The sequence below is a fragment of the Bradyrhizobium sp. SEMIA genome (assembly GCF_014844175.1).
Taxonomy (GTDB): Bacteria; Pseudomonadota; Alphaproteobacteria; order Rhizobiales; family Xanthobacteraceae; genus Bradyrhizobium; species Bradyrhizobium arachidis.
Map to the genome: position 1 here is coordinate 8,163,849 of NZ_CP046601.1, position 16,395 is coordinate 8,180,243.

Here is a 16,395-nt window from a genome sequence, read left to right on the forward strand (position 1 = left end):
TTCTCCGCTGTCGTCCCGGGGCGTGCGAAGCGCGAACCCGGGACGACAGCGGAGGTGGGCGCTAGCAGCGGAGATTGAACTCGCGCGTACGAGTCCGCTACATACATCCATGCCCCTTCGCGCCATCCTCGCCTTCATCCTCATGCTTGCCGCGCTGCCTCAGGCGCACGCCACGGCCGAGCACCAGTACAAGAAGGGCGAATACGCCATCATCCAGGGCGGCCGTGCGCCGAATGGGAAGCTCTCGGTCGCCGCCCATGCCGGCGGCGAGGCCGGCCGCGAGGGTTTTCGGCTCTATCTCATGGCGGAGCCGAGCCATCGCCGGCTGATGACGCTCGACAATGTCGATGACGACAACATCCTCGACACCGCGCCGGACGCCTTCCACGCCGCCTGGTCGGCCGACGCGCGCACTGTCGCGGTGAGCTTCCGCACCGAGCGCCATATCGTCACCTTGAACCTCTACGCCGTCGAGGGCGGCCACGCGCGCCTGCTCAAGGGGCCGGACCTGTTCCGCGACGTCACCGGCCGCAGCATCGACATCAAGACCGACGGCGACATGCGCACCTCCGTGCCGGCGCTGACCTGGCAGTCGCCGCGCCGTTTTCACCTCACGGAGTACCGCGTGTTCGTGCTCGACGACCTGGCGCTCGCGGACAAGCTGGGGGTGTTCGGCAAGGCGACGAAACGCGAGGGCGGCGGCAACACGATCCAGTTTTCGGCGGAGGCGGATGGCGAGATCTTGCCCGATGGCAGCGTGCGTATGGGCAAACCCGTGCCGGGGAGGTTCGAGGAGCTGGAGTAGGGCAGCCGCAATGCATGCCGTCCCGGTCGGCCATGCTGCCCGCGCAACTGGCAATTCGCCATCGGCCTACTAAACTTCATGCAATCGCTTCCATCCCTCCATCCCCGGAACCTTCCCGCATGAGCGCCCTGTTTTCCCCGATCAAGCTGCGCGGCCTGACGTTGAAGAACCGCGTCGTGGTGTCGCCGATGTGCCAATATTCGGCCGACGACGGCGTCGCCACTGACTGGCACTTCACCCACATCAACAATCTCAGCCTGTCGGGCGCGGCGATGTTCTGCATCGAGGCGACCCATGTCGAGGCGATCGGCCGCATCACGCCGGGCTGCCTCGGGCTCTACAGCGATGCCTGCGAGGCCGCGCTGAAGCAGATCCTCTCTTCCGTGCGCAAGCATTCCTCAACCGCGGTGGCGATGCAGCTCGCCCATGCCGGCCGCAAGGCGTCGAGCGCGCGGCCCTGGGACGGCGGCCAGCTGATCCCGGTCGAGCACGGCGGCTGGCAGACGGTGGCGCCAAGCGCGGTGCCGCACAAGGAGGGCGAAGCCGCGCCGCTGGCGCTGGATGCGAGCGGTCTCAAGCGCATCCGCGACGCCTTCGTCGACAGCGCCAAGCGCGCGATGCGGATCGGCATCGACGCGATCGAGCTGCACGGCGCGCACGGCTATCTGCTGCATCAGTTCCTCTCGCCGGTCTCCAACAAGCGCACCGACGAATATGGCGGCTCCTTGCAGAGCCGCATGCGCTTCCCGCTCGAGGTCTATGACGCGGTGCGCGCCGTCGTCCCGCACGACAAGCCGGTGGGCATGCGGGTGTCGTCGACCGACTGGTCGAGGGCGGCTGGGACCTGGGTCAAACCATCGAGTTCGCGAGCGCGTTGAAGGCGCGCGGCGTCGACTGGATCGATGCGTCCTCCGGCGGCGTCTCGCCGCTGCAGAAGATTCCGCTCGGCCCCGGCTATCAGGTGCAGTTTGCCGAGGCCATCAAGCGCGAGACGGGATTGCCGACCATCGCGGTCGGCCTCATCACCGAGCCGAAGCAGGCGGAAGAGATCGTCGCCAGCGGCAAGGCCGACATGGTCGCGCTCGCGCGCGGCCTGCTCTACGACCCGCGCTGGGCCTGGCACGCCGCCGCCGAGCTCGGCGGCGAAGTCGAAGCCCCGCCGCAATATTGGCGCTCGCAGCCCTCGACGCAGAAGGCGCTGTTCGGCAAGACAACGTTCGGGGCGCGGTGAGGGCGCTGCGCGCGTGATGTATGTCTGTGGCGCGATGACCGCGCCACACCGCCCCTGTCGTCCCTGCCTAGTGCGCAATTGCGCACGGGGAGCAGGGACCCATACCGCGTGATCTCACGATAGCGCGCTGTGTGCGTTGACAACTCAACTAAGAGTCTTCGCCAAACTGCTTCCTGTGGTTATGGGTCCCGGATCTGCGCTTCGCTTGTCCGGGACGACAGCGGAGGATGTGGTGTCCACCTCACCTCCCTCACGCCTCTCATCACGCGACCTCACGTATCCGTAAAACTCCTCAGCTTTCGCGGTCCGCAAAACTGGCCTAACCTTGCATCCCGGGGCATCACGGAGGCCGGCCCATGCGGTTTCGTGTCCGGAAGACTGCCCATGTGTTCGAGCGCGTGGGCCTTGCGATGGCAGGCGCGGCATGCGGGCTGTTCGTCGGCGCCTATGTCGGCTCGTCGATCGCGCACCTCACCACGCAGGGTTTCCTGCTGACGATGATGGTGCTGGGCTTCATCGGCTTCTATCTCGGCATCGACACGCCGCAGCTTCCCTTCGACGACGCGCACAGCCAGATCGACGCCGCGGAATTCTTGAGCGCCGCCGGCACGCTCTGCGCCACCTTCACCGCGCTCGCCTCCGTCGCCGTGATCGTGCTGCGGCTGGACCCGCACATCGCCTGGACCTGGCTCGTCCTGCTTGGCTGGATCGCCGGCGTCGCCATGCAGATCGTCGCGGGAACGAAGGCGAGGATGCGGAAGTAGTTTTCTGACCCTCCCGCACCGTCATGACCGGGCATAGCCGTCTGAAGGACGGCGTCGCTTCCGCTCGCCTATGACCCGGCCATCCACGTCTTTGCATCCGTGCCCAAGAAACGTGGATGCCCGGGACAAGCCCGGGCATGACGACCCATTGGGAGGGCTACGAAGCCGACAGCTAGAACACCACGCCCACGCGCGTGCCGCGCTTCCAGGCGATGCGGCAGCGCTTCTTCGTGTTCACATGCAACAGCTCGAACCGGTCGGGGATCTTCACCTGCCCGCCGAGATCGACGCAGGCCCCGCCGGGCGAGTAGTCGATCAGCGTGCAGGGGATCACCGGCGCGCGCGGGTCGGTGATGATCTTGGCCTGGCGGGACACCAGGCCTGCGGGTTTGACGCGGACAAATTTTCGCGGATGCATTGGCACATCTCCTCCAATTCCGCTGCTTACGGCGGGCTCTGTGCAGGATGATGCAGAGGAGTTGATGCGATGATGCTAAGGCGGGCCGGAGAATTTTAACGAAAAGTGGCGGCGAATGGAGAAACCGGCGGTAGCGAGGTGCTCCGCCGTCCACCCCAAACTCCCCTGTCGTCCCTGCGAACGCAGGGACCCATAACCCCAGGGAGAGGTTTGGCGAAGATTCGTCGTTCGGTACTCCTGCCTCCTGCGACCGAGAGATCACGCGGTATGGGTCCCTGCGTTCGCAGGGACGACACCGGTGATGTTGCACGCCACTGCCTCCATCATCGTCGCCATCACCCCCCTCACGCCACGTGCTCCTCCACCGGCGCGTCCGCATGCGGCGGCACCGGCATCGGCACGGTGACATATTCTTTCGGCAGGTTCACCGGCCGGTAGTCCGGCTCCACCGCCATCCGCTTCAGCACGCTCTCATGCACATGCGCGCCTTCGGGAATGACGCGCGGCTCGCAATCGGGGATGTAGAAGCCGAGCACCACCGTCCTGTCAGGCCATTCCTTGTACTTCGCGCTCTTCGGCAGATATTCCAGCACGCGCCAGGCCGTCGTCATCGAATTGTGCAGCGCGCCCGCCTTGCCGGTGTAGGCCGGCGCGACATATTTGAACGGCGAGTTCTTGCGCTGCACGCCCCAGGCGAGCTGGTTCACGGTGCGCGGGTTGAAGTTCAGCCCGGCCTTCGCCGCTTCCTCGATCATCCAGATCAGCGGATATTTGGACTCCGCGCTCTCGGCTTCCGGATAGCCGCCGCCGACGTCGCAATGCACGCCGGCGAACCACACCTGCAAGATGTCCTGCGGCTCCTTCTTCTCGTCGGGCACATAGCGGTTGCGCCAGTATTCCTGCGGCTCCTCGTACTGCTTGAGGCGGAACATGCAGCGCCGCTCGTCGATCGCGATCGCCTGCCGGAAGATTTTTACGCTCGGATTGCGCAGCGTGAAGGCGAGCTCCTCCAGGCTGAACACGAAGAAGAAATTGTCGCGCCGCGGCACAATCACGCTCGCCACCGTGTCCCAGACGCCGATGAAGTGGATGGTCGGCCAGCGCGTCGAAGTGATGCGCGCGAACTGGGCGGCGAGGTCGAACGTGTCCTTCGGCAGCGGCCCCTGGTCGTCGACCGCGACGTCCTGGAGGTCGGAGATGGAGTTGCCGCGCCCGGTGCCGGAATATTGCTTGTAGGCGACGAGCCCCGAGCCTGCGAGGTTCGCCTGCTCCGGCGAGATCAGGCCGATCTTGTGGATCAGCCCCGCCAGCACGCGAACCGTGTAGGCACCGCGTGAAAAACCGAACAGATAGATGCGGTCGCCCGGCGCGTAGTGCTCGATCAAAAAGCAATAGGCCGACAGCACGTTGTCATCGAGCCCGTAGCCGGTGGCGAGCCCCAGCACCAGATTGATGTTGGCCTTCCAGCGGTGCCACGTCGTCGGCTCCGTCACCGTGCCGACCCCGGGATCGTAAAACACCATCTGCCGCGGCTGCGTCTTGTCGGTCTTGCGCAGGCAGCGATAGAGCTTCAGGACATTGGAGATGTTCTCCGAGATCTCGTTGCCGGTCCCGTCACAGCAGATGACGAGGTTTTTCGGCTCGGTGTTGTGTGCGTGCTCCACAGGTCTGCCCCTCCGGGAAATGCTACCCCGACGAGTATAGCGGAACTGCGCGACGGAGAGGAGACGGTGGTGCTCTTACCCTCCCAGGAGGGCAGGGGCTATCGCATGTGGCTTGCATGATGCGGCGGCATCATAATCCCCAAGAGGAAAGAGCCCTCACCCGCCGCGCTCTGCGGCAACTAGGGTACGGGCGTGGAAAGCAGCTGCCGTCCTGGCCTGGTGCGCGATTGCGCAGGGGAGGCAGGACCCATAACCACCGAAATGAGTTGTTGTGGATATTTGTGCCACGGCGTGCGCGGCCAGGAGCTGGCCGGGGTGATGGACGACGTCGAGGTGGGTTTGTGCGCTTCGCGCGATCATCGCGTTGCCGGGCAACCAGCGAAAGGATTCCCCCATGACCCTCACCAGCGGCCGCTACATCGGCCTCGAATACGACCGGATGATCGTGCTGTTCTCCATGCAGGACGGCCCGCAGGAGATCGGTTGCGCGATCTCGACCTCGGCGATGGACGATCTCGAACGCGGCCCGAAGGTCGCCCCCGAGCAGCGCGAAGCCCAGTTCAGCCGCCTGCGCGACCGCATCGAAGCCTGCGCCGCCAGCAAATACCGCGCCTGCGAGTTCGAAGGCACCCCGCCGGGCATCGTGCTGCGGAGCATCGATTTTCGGAGCTAGGGGAGGGGGCTATCGCGGCTGCGTCGCATCATCTGTTGACATTAACCACTCGTTAACCATGCCGGCGCCTAATGGGGACGACTGGGGGTCACCATGTCGGCCCATGTGACGCGACCGCAATTGATGCCTGTTTCGGCCGATCGAGCCCTTGGCTCGCTCAACCGGCTGGCGGTTCGCGCCACGGCTGTCCTACGGAGCAAAGCAATGTTCGGGAAGGACGATCTAGTGGACAATCTCAGCCGCGATCTCGATCGCGCACGCGCAAGACGCGATGCACTCGCATCCGAAGCCACCACCCTGACGGCCCAGATCGCCGAGATCGAAGCCCGCCTTTCGGAGGAGAAGAACAGGCGGGAGCGTGATCGCGTCCTGGCCGAAATCGAAGCGATAAAAACGCGAATCATGCAAGCCGCCGGCGCGTTTGCCCCGGTCGTCGATGGTCTCTCCAAGGCGATCGCGCAGGCTTCGGCCGTCGTGCCCGAGGCGCGCGAGCTCAAGAGTTTCCTGGTGTCGGTGGCGACCGAAATCGACACCGTGCTCGATCCCCTGTTGCGTGAACTGGACCAGCGCGCGGACGCCGTGCGAACGGGACACGCCGTGCTGGACCTCCCGAGCTCGGCCAGCGAAGCGCCCATCGAGCCGCCAAAAGAGGCGGGCGATCGCCTGCTTCGCTTTCCGGCATGGCTGTCTCGCGACAAGGAGACGGAAAAACGGGAAGCAGCGGAGAGCCCGCGCAGCACCGCAGCGTGAACGTAGCGGGTGGCTTCCTCGTGGCGCATCCTTCGAGACGCCCGCCTATGGCGGGCCCTCAGGATGAGGTCGCGTCTTGCGGCGTGATATCAGACCCTCATGGTGAGGAGCCCGCCGAAGCGGGAGAGTTGTTGTTTTGCTCCGTCATTCCGGGGCGCGCCTCTTGGCGCGAGCTACGGTGCGCAATTGCGCACCTGAGAATCCATACTCACGATGGTGGTTATGGATCCTCAGATGCGCAATTGCGCATCATAGCTCGCGACTTCGTCGCGCCCCGGGATGACGACCTGTCGTTGACCCACCGCTCAGTTGGCGGCGCGGCGCAGGAAGGCCGGGATATCGAGAACGCTTTCGTCGGCCATGTTGCGCGGGGATGATCGGCCGTAGAGATCGAGTGTCTGCAGAGCCGCCTGGCGCGCATGGTCCTGATTCGGCCTTGCCGGTGGCCCCACGGGGTGATGCGGCTGCGGGCGGAGCGGCGGGCTTTCCACTTGCGGCAGCGCTGCACCGCGCTCGATGCGATCGGCGATGCGGCGGCTGTCGTTGCGCAACCGGCCGGCGAGCTGCGTGAGCGCGGTTTCCACCGCCGGCGCCTGGAGCGCCGGGTCGACATTGTCGATCCCGGTCGCCACCACCGAGACGCGGACGATGCCTTCGAGGCTTTCATCGAACGAGGCGCCGACGATGATGTTGGCGTCCGGATCGGCCTCGTCGCGAATGCGGGTGGCGGCTTCGTCGACCTCGTACAGCATGAGATCCTTGCCGCCGGTGATGGAGATGATGAGGCCACTGGCGCGCTTGATCGAGGGGTTCTCGATCAACGGATTGGAAATCGCCGCCACGGCGGCCGCGAGCACGCGTTTCTCGCCGGACGCCTCGCCCCGTCCCATCATGGCCTTGCCCTTCTCCCGCATCACGGAGAGAACATCGGCAAAATCGAGATTGATCAGGCCTTCCTTGACGATGAGGTCGCTGATGCAGGCCACGCCCGAATAGAGCACCTGGTCGGCAAGGGCAAAGGCATCGGCGAACGTGGTCTTCGCGCTGGCGACGCGGAACAGATTCTGGTTCGGGATGATCAGGAGGGTGTCGACCGTCTTCAGCAGCTCCTCGATGCCGGCTTCGGCAAAGCGCATGCGGCGCTGGCCCTCGAAGTAGAACGGCTTGGTGACGACGCCGATGGTGAGGATGCCGAGCTCGCGCGCGGTCCTGGCGACGATCGGTGCAGCCCCGGTGCCGGTGCCGCCGCCCATGCCGGCCGTCACGAACACCATGTGTGCGCCGGTCAGATGCTCGCGGATCGTATCGATGACCTCCTCGGCCGCTGCGCGCCCGAGTTCGGGCTGCGAACCGGCGCCGAGGCCTGCGGTGACGTTGGTGCCGAGCTGGATCAGGCGCGTCGCCTTCGACATGGCAAGCGCCTGCGCGTCGGTGTTGGCGACGACGAACTCGACCCCTTCCAGCCCGGCCGTGATCATGTTGTTGACGGCGTTGCCGCCGGCGCCGCCGACGCCGAACACGACGATGCGGGCCTTCATCTCGCGAATGTCGGTGATGTCAGTCATTCTGTCCTCGCGGTTGCTCCGGCGGCCGGGAATGGGGAAAGGTTCAAGTGCTACCTGCGAGCCGCGCGGTCTGCTTGCACGATCGAAGCGGCCAGTCGTCCCAATCGAAGCGCGCCCTGTCCCGCGACCCCGCCGCCAGGGCGGCGACCGGTCCGTAACTCCGCCACTTCGTCTTCCAGTCGTGCCGCCCACGCATTGGCTGCCGCCGTCTCGGCCGCCGCCTGCATCAGCTCGGCGGCCAGCCGATCGGCGCGCTCGCGCTCGCGCTCGAACACGGCCCTGTAGGCGGTTGCGACCTCTTCGAGCCGCGCGACCTCCGCCTTGAGTGCCTCGATCTCCATAGCGTTTTCGAGCGAAGTGGCTACCGGTTCGCGCAGGGAAAGCGCGTCAGAATAAGAATCTGGAGCCCCGTTCGGACTCGGTCCGAACGGAAATGGCTCTAACGCCTCCATCCTTGCCGCGGCGGCATCGGTGTGGCTTGCCTCGCGGGCACGTCGCGGGCGGGGCGTGTAGCGAAGCTCGGATAAATCAACGGTGATCAGGGCCTTGCCGTCATCCGACCGCGAGCGCGGCCACCGGCGACGTCTCGCCAGCGAACGCGCGGCCTCGCGCGAGATCTTGAGGCGGGCACTGAGATCGGCATACGTCAACAACGCAACGCACATCGGCGCTTCTCCTGGAGCAAACCGGGAAGGCATTTCGAGCTAATGATGGCTGGACGATTACCGCAGGCTAGGCTGCGTTGGTTAACGGACGGTTAACGGGCGCGAGGTGGCGTTTACGGGGGCCCGTCACCGAGCCGACCCCGGGATCGCAAAGCACCATTGCCGCGGCTGCGTCTTGTTGGTCTCGCGCAGGCACCGATCGAGCTTCAGGACGTTGGAGATGTTCTCCGAGATCTCGTTGCCGGTTACGCATTCCCAAGTTCGTCCAATCGGCATGCGGCTCGATATATTAAGCTTCGCCGGTTGCTGCTTCGATTATCTGGGCCCTGAGCGCGATCAAGGCTTGCTAGGAGCAAGGGCTTTAAATCGCGAGCGCGCCTGTAGCCGGTAGGAAGTCCCTGGAGTGCAGTTGCGAAGAGAGCGTCGCTCTCGATGTCTGTTGGTGCACGGACATTCCCTGAGAGAAGCCCTGATAGAATTCGTGCAGGTTTGCCAGTGGGCTCTTTGTGGGCGGTTGATTTACGAAGAAGTCTTTGCACGAGAGCGTCGCGATTGGCTGGATAGGTTGCGACCTGCTTTCGAAGGTCGTCTATGATTTCGCCAACTGGTTGCTTCGTTTGCTTGACGTAGTACCAGGCTGGTAGCCATTTTCGCTGCGAATGAGCTTGAAAATGCACATACTGTGTTGGGTCGGAAACCTTCTCGTCTCTCAGAAAATTTCTTATGACCGCGTCGGCCGTGACGTTATCTCTAATTATGTTTGCTCGCTTGCGTTCTGTTGCATCTAGCGGCTCTACGTCTCCGATTAGTCGTAGAGCTGGTGCGCCCTTGAGTTCCGAAAATTCACCTTCGCGGATGAACTGAATATTCGATAGGAGGGACTTGTCGATTACAAGGTTGCCGCTTTTCCCGCTCACCTCTCCGGTGTCTAAATTCAGCGTTGCATCGGTTCCGGCGGCAATGCGCGCCATTTGATGGCTGAACGCTGCCACGGCTCTTTGCTCTCGATCTGAGATGATTTTGCGCAGCTCGCCCGGTTTGATCGCGCGTGTTTCTCCAACGTATCGATAATACACGGTGCCTTCTCGGACTTCCGTCCCGATATTCTTCAGAGCGATAACGGGGGCTCCATCGTGCCTTTCCACATGCATAATGCCGATGGTTTTGCCTGAAAGCAGAAGTGTCGCTGTGGTTGTTCGCGGAACTGGATCCAGCGAGCCTGCGAGTGAGCGATTTATCTCTGCAGGATCGGTTTTGGCAAATGTATCGTCGGGAAGACCCTCAACGAGTAGAGTTTTGTCGGTGACGCCAAAGAAGAGATAGCCTCCTTGGTTGTTTGCTAACCCTGCGATCGATCGGATGACATCCGCGAAGCGTGTCTCGGGCGACACTCGAAAGCTGCGCTTGCATTCCGTGAAATCCGTTTCGCCGGGGACCAATGCCCAGCCGGCAGACGTTTCGTGAAACATGCGCATAAGGCGTGAGCGGTCGAGCGGCGAGGTCAGGGCGTGACCAGAGCCTGATCGAGAGCTATTCCAGGTCTGGAGGAACTGGTCGAGTTCTTCTTGGGGCGCTTCCTCGACATTGGCGCCATACTTCTTCTGCTTGATTTGAGTGATGCGGCCAGGACTAATTAGTCGATTGGGAAGATTGAAATAGAAGTGGATGGCGTCATTTTTGAATCCTCTTAGGAGCATTGCTTTTGCGAGTGCGATTTCACGATCGCTCAAGGTTCGAGGACGAGCCGCCATATCTGCCTAGCGTTCCAACTCAGGGACAACTTTAGCGCGACACTAGAGTATGGCGTTTCGCTTTGGAAAGGGATGTGCCGCATTTACAGATGAAGCGGCTACCGTTGCGCATTGGAAAGAAGAAACAAAAACGGCCGGATCTTTCGATCCGGCCGCAACGCAAAACTCGACTGGCTAAGCCTACGCCACGCGACGCAACTCAGCCCCCTCCTTAAATGGAAATCTTAGCTGGCCTTCTTCGCCGGCGCGGTGTCGCCGACCTTCTTCTGGATGGCGCGCTTCAACTCCAGGGCGCGCGGCGACAGGACGTCGGCGTTGGCCTTGAGCAGGAAGGCATCGAGGCCGCCATTGTGGTCGACGCTCTTCACCGCGTTGGTGGAGACGCGCAGGCGCACGTTGCGCTCCAGGGCTTCCGAGATGAACGTCACGTTGACGAGGTTCGGCAGGAAGCGGCGCTTGGTCTTGATGTTGGAGTGGCTGACCTTGTGGCCGACGAGGGGGCCCTTGGCCGTCAGTTCGCAGCGGCGAGACATGGCATAGTTCCTTGGTTCGAGCCCCCAATGAGTTGCGGCCGCCATTCGGGGCGCCACAGGGGCAAATTCTCTGTCCTTGCAGGGAGCGGGCGGACGTATAGGGGGGAAGGGGCGGGACGTCAAGGTTTTGGGCGGGGTTTTGGGGCCGCGCTCTGCCCCACCACGGTGTCATCGCCCGGCTTGACCGGGCGATCCAGTATTCCACCGGCCGCGCGGCTGGAACCGAGAAGCTGCGGCGTATTGGATGCCCCGCCTTCGCGGGGCATGACGACGGAATGGGTGGTGAGAGGGTGCGCGCCCCTGATGCGCCCCGATCACCAAAACGGCAATGATTGAAACCCCTTACCATCACATAAAGGGCGCAATCGGGCTTGAAAAGTCCGGTCAGGTTCCAGGCTGGATGCCCGGACACATTGCCCGCCGCGGTTTTTGGCTTAAGTAACAACCGTCGCGCCCCGATTGGATCGTTTCGTGCCCAGACCTCCCCGACTTGCGTCCCGGCCGCGCTCGGCTCGCCGGCTGGCCTTCTCGACCCTTTGCGGGCTCGCGCTCGCGTGGGGCGCCGAGCCGGTGGCGGCGCAGGGCAAGCTCGAGGCGCAATATGAGGCGACCCTGGCGGGCATTCCCGTCGGCAAAGGCGCCTGGAACATCGATATCGGCGACGACGTGTTCGCGGCCGCAGCCTCCGGCGGCACCACGGGGCTCTTGAAGTCGTTCGCGGGCGGGTCCGGCACCGGTGCCTCGCAGGGGCGCGTCGTCAACGGCGCGCTGGTCGCGACCGGCTACCAGGCCTCCACCACCACCTCGAAGAAGACCGAAGAGATCCACATCACCCTCGACAAGGGCAATGTGAAGGAGTTCGGCATCGTGCCGGAGCCGCCGGTCGATCCTGATCGCATCGTCGTCACCGACGCGCATCGCCGCGGCGTCTGGGATCCGATGACGGCCTCGCTGCTCCGCGTGCCCGGCACCGGCGATCCCGTGACGCCCGATGCCTGCCACAACGCCGCGCCCGTCTTCGACGGCCGCATGCGCTACGACCTCAAGCTCGATTTCAAGCGGATGGAGACGGTGAAGGCCGAGAAGGGCTATCGCGGCCCGGTCGTGGTCTGCGCGCTCTATTTCGTCCCCGTGGCCGGCTACATCCCCGACCGCCCGGTGATCAAATACCTCGCCGCCCAGCGCAACATCGAGATCGCGTTTGCCCCCGTCGCCGGCACGCGCATCCTGGTCCCGTTCTGGCTGAAGGTCCCGACGCCGCTCGGCCCGGCGATGCTGGAAGCCACCAGCTTCATCACCTCGCCCCAGCCCCCGCGCGTCGCGAAGACGCAGTAGGTCTTTAGCCGCGCACTCACCTCTCAGACCGTCACCCTGAGGTGGCCGCTTCTTCAGCGGCCCTCGAAGGGCGACAGCCCGGCTGTTCCCGCGCGAATAGCCCGGCATGCCGCCCGATCCGGGCCGTCCATCCTTCGAGGCTCCCGACGCGATGCTGCGCACCGCGCCACTCGCACCTCAGGATGACGGATCGGCAGGATTTTTCACGCTCTATCAACGCCTTACCCGCCGTTACCCCGCCCTTCCGGCGGCGGGCCGGTTCTACTGTGCATGGGGTTGTTTTCGCGAAATGGGTTTGGGCGCCTGGAACAGGAATCCATTTGACTCCTTCCCAATTCTGATTCGACTCAGGCTCGTCCCCAACTTAAGCATTTCCGTCCTCAAATCGTCGCTTGTGCGGCACCCCAAAACTCCATCTAGTGCACACGCAAAACGAGTCCCGCGACATGTTGCGTGAACGTAACAGGACTCAATGGGGAGTCAGCGATTCGGCCGCGATTCGTTCTAGAGTCGTTCCGAAGCTTAAGAGAACGGGAAAAGCGTCGCAAAGTGAGACAGTTGCGCGAGGTTTGGGGAGCGCGCTCCCACGCGATCGGTGGTGCGTCCCGTCATCCTGAGGTGGCCGCTTCTTCAGCGGCCCTCGAAGGACGACGGGCCCGGCTGGTGCCACTCGGCTGGCATCCGGGCCGTTCATCCTTTGAGGCTTCCCGCACGGCGCGATGCGCCGCACGGCTCGCACCTCAGGATGACGGGATTGGGCACGAGCCCCCAACACGCCTCATCCAGCACTGACATTCGCCCAAATCGCCATTACCTAATCCCCCAGACATGCCCTTCTCTTCCTCCCCCTTCGCTTCCGAGCGCGCACCCGGCGCGGGCGTCACTGCGGTGCTCGGGCCGACCAACACCGGCAAGACCCATCTCGCCATCGAGCGGATGCTGGCGCATCCCTCCGGCATGATCGGCCTGCCGCTGCGCCTGCTTGCGCGCGAGGTCTACAACAAGATCGCCGACCGCGCGGGCATCGAGAGCGTCGCGCTGGTCACGGGCGAGGAGAAGATCAAGCCGAAGAACCCGCGCTATTGGGTCTCCACCGTCGAGGCGATGCCGCGCGATATCGATGTCTCCTTCCTCGCCGTCGACGAGGTCCAGATCGCCTCCGATCTCGAACGCGGCCACGTCTTCACCGACCGCATCCTCAACCGCCGCGGCCGCGACGAGACGCTGCTGCTGGGCGCAGCGACCATGCGCCCGATCATCGAGCGGCTGTTGCCGGGCGTCTCCATGATCACGCGGCCGCGCCTGTCCAGCCTCGAATTCGCCGGCGACCGCAAGATCACGCGCCAGCCGCGCCGCACCGCCATCGTCGCCTTCTCGGCGGATGAGGTCTACGCCATCGCCGAGCTGATCCGCCGCCAGCATGGCGGCGCTGCCGTTGTTCTGGGCTCGCTGTCGCCGCGCACGCGCAATGCGCAGGTGGCGATGTTCCAGAACGGCGATGTCGATTACCTCGTCGCCACCGACGCCGTCGGCATGGGTCTCAATCTCGACGTCGACCACGTCGCCTTCGCCTCCGACCGCAAGTTCGACGGCTACCAGTTCCGCCGCCTGACGCCGGCCGAATTCGCGCAGATCGCCGGCCGCGCCGGACGCGCCACGCGCAACGGTACTTTCGGTACGACAGGGCGCTGCGCGCCGTTCGAGCCCGAGCTCGTCAACGCGCTGCAGAATCACACCTTCGATGCCGTGAAGATGTTGCAATGGCGCAACTCGAAGCTGGATTTCTCCTCGCTCGGCGCGCTCCAGGTGTCGCTGAACTTGGCCCCCGGCCACGAGGTGCTGACGCGTGCGCCGATCGCCGAGGACATGCGCGTGCTCGACCACGCGCCCGCGACGTCGAGGTGCGCGATATCGCGCATGGCAAGGCCGCCGTGGAGCGGCTCTGGGAGACCTGCCAGGTCCCGGATTACCGAAAGCTGTCGCCGGCCGCCCATGCGGAGCTCGTGACCACGCTCTACGGCTTCCTGATGCAGAAGGGCTGCATCCCCGATTCCTGGTTCGCGGCCCAGGTCGACCAGGCCGACCGCATCGACGGCGACATCGACACGCTGTCGGCCCGGATCGCGCAGATCCGCACCTGGACCTTCGTCGCCAACCGCCCGGACTGGCTGAAAGACCCCGAACGCTGGCAGGGGATCGCGCGGGAGGTCGAAAATAAATTATCGGATGCGCTCCATGAACGCTTGACTGAGCGTTTCGTTGATCGTCGGACCAGTGTATTGATGCGCCGCCTGCGGGAGAACACGAGCTTGAATACTGAAATCGGCAAGACCGGCGAAGTCATCGTCGAAGGCCATGTCATCGGCCGCCTCGATGGCTTCACCTTTGCACCGGATGCGGCGGAGGCCGGCTCCGATGCGAAAGCCTTGCAGGCTGCAGCGCAAGCGGTGCTCGCCGGCGAGATCAATGCGCGCGCCGAAAAACTGGGCAACGCGCCGGACGACCAGTTCGTGCTGACCTCGGAGGGCATGATCCGCTGGACCGGCGATGCCGTGGCGCGGCTGTCTGCCGCAGACGACGCGCTGCATCCGCGCATCCGGATCATCTCCGACGAGCGCCTCACCGGCGGCCCCCGCGAGAAGGTGCAGGCGCGCCTCGAGCTCTGGCTCAAAACGCATATCGAAAAGCTGCTCGGGCCGATGTTCGAGCTGTCGAAGGCCGAGGACGTCACCGGCATTGCCCGCGGCATCGCCTATCAGCTGGTCGAGGCGCTCGGCGTTTTGGAGCGTCCGAAGATCGCGAACGAGCTGAAGGATCTCGACCAGCCCTCGCGCGCGACCTTGCGCAAATACGGCGTGCGCTTCGGCGCCTATCACATCTATTTCCCCGGCCTCCTGAAGCCCGCCGCGCGTGCGCTCGCTGCGCTATTGTGGGCGCTGAAGCAGGACAATGTCGATCTGTCCTCGCTCTCGGGCGCGCAGCATCTGGCATCATCCGGCCGCACCTCGTTCCCGGTCGACAAGCAGCTACCGCGCGATGCCTATCGCGTGCTCGGCTACAAGCAGGCCGGCGAGCGCGCCGTGCGCGTCGACATCCTGGAGCGTCTTGCCGATCTGATCCGCCCGGCGCTGGCCTGGCGCGAGAACTCGCCCGGCGAAAAGCCCGCCGGCGCATTCGATGGCCGTAGCTTCGTGGTGACGCAGGCGATGACCTCGCTCACCGGCTCGGCCGGTGAGGATTTCGCCTCGGTGCTGCGCGCGCTCGGCTATCGCATGGAGAAGCGTCCGCCGCTGCCGGTGAAGCCGGCAGCGCCTGCCGCCGAGACAGTTGCGGCCGAGACGCCGCCCACTGAAGGCAGCGCGGAGACCTCGACCGAGACCGCCGCTGAAGCCGTCGCCGGTCTGCCGGCCGAGGCCGCCGCTTCTGATACGCCAGTTGCTGAACCCGTCACCGTCGAAGACGCGCCCGGCATGGAGCAGCACGACGAGCCCGCGCACGAGGAGCCGGCGCTGGAAGCCTCGCCCGAGGCTCCCGTCACGCCCGAGGACGCTCCAGGCATCGCTCCGCCGGCGGAAGAAACCGCTGCGCCCACGGAGGCTGCCGGTCTTGAAGCCGCTCCTGCCGAGACCGCTGCAACGGAAGCCGCCGCATCGGCGGATGCCGCTGCGCCCGTCGAGGCTGTTGCTACGCCCGCCGAGCCCGAGCTGGTCGAGGTCTGGCGTCCCGGCGGCCGTCACGAGGATCGCAAGCCGCGCCACGAGCCGCCATCGCCACCAGCGCCATCACAACCAGCCGCGCAGGCCGGTGCTGAAGCGGGCGCCGCGCCCGGTGCAGCGAGCGCCGCGCCCGGCGAAGCTGCTGAAGGCGCGAAGCCGGGCCATCGTCACGGCGGCGGTCATCGCAGGGATGGCAGGGATTTCCGCAAGGGTCGCGAAGAGGGTGGTGGCGAGCGCCGCGAGCAGCGCAGCGACAACAACCGCCGCTTCGAGGGCAAGGATCGCGATCGTGACCGCGATCGCAACAAGGGCAAGCCGGGCGAGCGCGAGCACCGTGGCGGTCGCGACCGCGACAAGGGCCGCGATCGTCGCGACCGCGAGTCCGGTCCCTCGCTCCGTCCCTACGCCTCGAGCGCCAACCCGCGCGAGCGCGATCGTCCCATCGATCCGAACTCGCCGTTCGCCAAGCTCGCCGCGCTGAAGGAACAGCTGTCCGGTCGGAAGGAGTGATCCCACGACCGAGCG

11 protein-coding genes and 3 pseudogenes are annotated in these 16,395 nt (G+C 64.8%); 7 read left to right on the forward strand and 7 right to left on the reverse strand.

Going from position 1 to position 16,395, the window contains the following annotated elements:
- The first annotated feature begins 109 nt into the window (after positions 1-109).
- From FOM02_RS39165 to FOM02_RS39175, 3 genes and pseudogenes are all read left to right on the forward strand, one after another.
- The gene (locus tag FOM02_RS39165) at positions 110-805 is read left to right on the forward strand and encodes a hypothetical protein (protein WP_027565032.1); all 696 of its coding nucleotides are present in this window, start codon (positions 110-112) and stop codon (positions 803-805) included.
- Between the two features lie 119 nt (positions 806-924).
- Positions 925-2,036, forward strand: a pseudogene (locus FOM02_RS39170) (NADH:flavin oxidoreductase/NADH oxidase).
- A 356-nt stretch (positions 2,037-2,392) separates the two neighbouring features.
- The gene (locus FOM02_RS39175) at positions 2,393-2,800 is read left to right on the forward strand and encodes a hypothetical protein (protein ID WP_027565030.1); all 408 of its coding nucleotides are present in this window, start codon (positions 2,393-2,395) and stop codon (positions 2,798-2,800) included.
- A 172-nt stretch (positions 2,801-2,972) separates the two neighbouring features.
- Here the strand turns inward: FOM02_RS39175 and FOM02_RS39180 are convergent, their stop codons facing one another.
- Both FOM02_RS39180 and FOM02_RS39185 read right to left on the reverse strand, forming a co-directional pair.
- Positions 2,973-3,218 carry a PilZ domain-containing protein gene (locus FOM02_RS39180; RefSeq protein WP_027565029.1) on the reverse strand — a complete coding sequence of 82 codons (246 nt, stop codon included), beginning with the start codon at positions 3,216-3,218 and terminating at the stop codon, positions 2,973-2,975.
- Between the two features lie 344 nt (positions 3,219-3,562).
- Complete coding sequence (locus FOM02_RS39185) at positions 3,563-4,882, reverse strand: DUF2235 domain-containing protein (protein WP_035730488.1); 1,320 nt, start codon at positions 4,880-4,882, stop codon at positions 3,563-3,565.
- 394 nt (positions 4,883-5,276) lie between these two features.
- Here FOM02_RS39185 and FOM02_RS39190 point away from each other — a divergent pair, with 394 nt between their 5' ends.
- Together FOM02_RS39190 and FOM02_RS39195 are read left to right on the forward strand one after the other, a co-directional pair.
- On the forward strand, positions 5,277-5,555 hold the full coding sequence (locus FOM02_RS39190; protein WP_027565028.1) for a DUF1488 domain-containing protein: 279 nt from the start codon (positions 5,277-5,279) through the stop codon (positions 5,553-5,555).
- Between the two features lie 204 nt (positions 5,556-5,759).
- A complete protein-coding gene (locus FOM02_RS39195; protein WP_231164183.1) occupies positions 5,760-6,305 on the forward strand; it encodes a hypothetical protein in 546 nt (181 codons plus the stop codon).
- A gap of 305 nt (positions 6,306-6,610) precedes the next feature.
- Here FOM02_RS39195 and ftsZ read toward each other — a convergent pair whose 3' ends face one another.
- The 5 genes and pseudogenes from ftsZ to rpmB form a co-directional block, all read right to left on the reverse strand.
- On the reverse strand, positions 6,611-7,870 hold the full coding sequence (gene ftsZ / locus FOM02_RS39200) for a cell division protein FtsZ (RefSeq protein ID WP_027565026.1): 1,260 nt from the start codon (positions 7,868-7,870) through the stop codon (positions 6,611-6,613).
- A gap of 50 nt (positions 7,871-7,920) precedes the next feature.
- On the reverse strand, positions 7,921-8,535 hold the full coding sequence (locus tag FOM02_RS39205; RefSeq protein ID WP_265440999.1) for a hypothetical protein: 615 nt from the start codon (positions 8,533-8,535) through the stop codon (positions 7,921-7,923).
- Positions 8,536-8,626: 91 nt separating this feature from the next.
- Positions 8,627-8,811 (reverse strand): annotated as a pseudogene (locus FOM02_RS47400) (hypothetical protein); the annotation flags it as partial.
- Positions 8,781-10,265 carry a helix-turn-helix domain-containing protein gene (locus tag FOM02_RS39210; protein WP_210248915.1) on the reverse strand — a complete coding sequence of 495 codons (1,485 nt, stop codon included), beginning with the start codon at positions 10,263-10,265 and terminating at the stop codon, positions 8,781-8,783. The gene FOM02_RS39210 and the pseudogene FOM02_RS47400, both read right to left, overlap by 31 nt.
- 245 nt (positions 10,266-10,510) lie before the next feature.
- Positions 10,511-10,819: a 50S ribosomal protein L28 gene (gene rpmB, locus FOM02_RS39215; protein ID WP_027565024.1), complete on the reverse strand. Its 309-nt coding sequence runs from the start codon at positions 10,817-10,819 to the stop codon at positions 10,511-10,513.
- Positions 10,820-11,290: 471 nt separating this feature from the next.
- Between rpmB and FOM02_RS39220 the strand changes: the two genes are divergently transcribed.
- Together FOM02_RS39220 and FOM02_RS39225 are read left to right on the forward strand one after the other, a co-directional pair.
- Entirely contained in the window at positions 11,291-12,154 is an 864-nt protein-coding gene (locus tag FOM02_RS39220) for a DUF3108 domain-containing protein (protein ID WP_027565023.1), read from the forward strand.
- Between the two features lie 828 nt (positions 12,155-12,982).
- Positions 12,983-16,380 (forward strand): annotated as a pseudogene (locus FOM02_RS39225) (helicase-related protein).
- Positions 16,381-16,395: the final 15 nt, after the last annotated feature.